The organism is Limnospira sp. PMC 289.06 (assembly GCF_032350395.1).
Taxonomy (GTDB): Bacteria; Cyanobacteriota; Cyanobacteriia; order Cyanobacteriales; family Microcoleaceae; genus Limnospira; species Limnospira platensis.
This window is the reverse complement of record NZ_JARPLC010000348.1, coordinates 1-1101: the sequence shown is the minus strand read 5'-3', so window position 1 is coordinate 1101 and position 1101 is coordinate 1. Positions and strand designations below refer to the sequence as shown.

The 1101-nt window shown below is 47.6% G+C and carries 1 protein-coding gene and 2 pseudogenes; all 3 read left to right on the top strand.

Annotated features, from left to right (window positions below; genetic code table 11):
• Positions 1-73, top strand: a pseudogene (locus P5674_RS26795) (zinc ribbon domain-containing protein); the annotation flags it as partial.
• 32 nt (positions 74-105) lie between these two features.
• On the top strand, positions 106-372 hold the full coding sequence (rpmA, locus tag P5674_RS25110; RefSeq protein WP_006615800.1) for a 50S ribosomal protein L27: 267 nt from the start codon (positions 106-108) through the stop codon (positions 370-372).
• A gap of 430 nt (positions 373-802) precedes the next feature.
• Positions 803-1045, top strand: a pseudogene (locus P5674_RS25105) (IS630 transposase-related protein); the annotation flags it as partial.
• Positions 1046-1101: the final 56 nt, after the last annotated feature.

Here is a 1101-nt window from a genome sequence, read left to right as displayed (position 1 = left end):
TGCCTCTGTTACCTTAACGGGTAATAGTGCTATCGTCGCATTGTCCGGGAACAACCGGAAAAATGTCGCGTAAATGTATCAGATCAGGTTAATTAGGAGAAGATCATGGCTCATAAGAAAGGAACAGGAAGCACCCGTAACGGTCGCGACTCTAACGCCCAGCGTTTGGGAGTCAAACGCTATGGCGGTCAAGTAGTCAGTGCAGGTAATATCCTCGTGCGTCAGCGCGGCTGTAAGTTCCACCCTGGGAACAATGTAGGCATTGGCAAAGATGATACTCTATTTGCCAAAGTAGATGGAGTTGTGCAATTTGAGCGCCGGGGGAAAAGCGGCAAGAAAGTCAGCGTTTATCCCGTAGAAGTGGCATCCTAGCCATAGTAGGGCGGGTTTCCCACCAGCCTCGTCAGATATTTTTTCCATAACCGGACTCCATAAGTGTCCGGTTTTTTCAGTTTTCGGGGAAATATTGTAGTCAGCACCCCCGCCTGAAGCACGGGGGCTTCGTGCCTCCCGCAACAGAATAGCTGACCAGCTATAGCCGTAACTGGCTACGTTCAGAGCAAGAGTTAAAGTTCCTACCCTGGAATGCGTGCTAGTTCCCGGCTCTAGAACCGAATCGTTAAACAGTTTTAAGGGGTTAAGACAGTGCGATTTGGAGAGACTCTTCCTGTTAGGCAATTCACTGAACAACGATTGACAAAGGTCAACAATTGCGTTAAGCTAGACGAGTACACAGCAAGCGAGTTAAATGCCGAAATATATAGCACAAGACAGAACAGTTAGGACGTATAATGGCAAGGATATCTACAGAAGACCCAAAAAGCCAGCCCCCTACAGTTACGACCTTAGACAAAAAGTTATTAATGCAATTGAACTAGACGGTATACCCAAAACAGAAGCCAGTCAAGTTTTCCATGTCAGCCGGAACACCATCAATCTCTGGCTGCAAAGAAAAGAACACACCGGCGACTTCCTCCCTAAACCTAATCGCCCACCTGGTCATAGCCACCAAATTACCGACTGGCAAAAATTCAAGGCTTTTGCCTAAGAGCATGGCGACAAAACCTCCGCTCAAATGGCTGAACTTTGGGATGACGACAT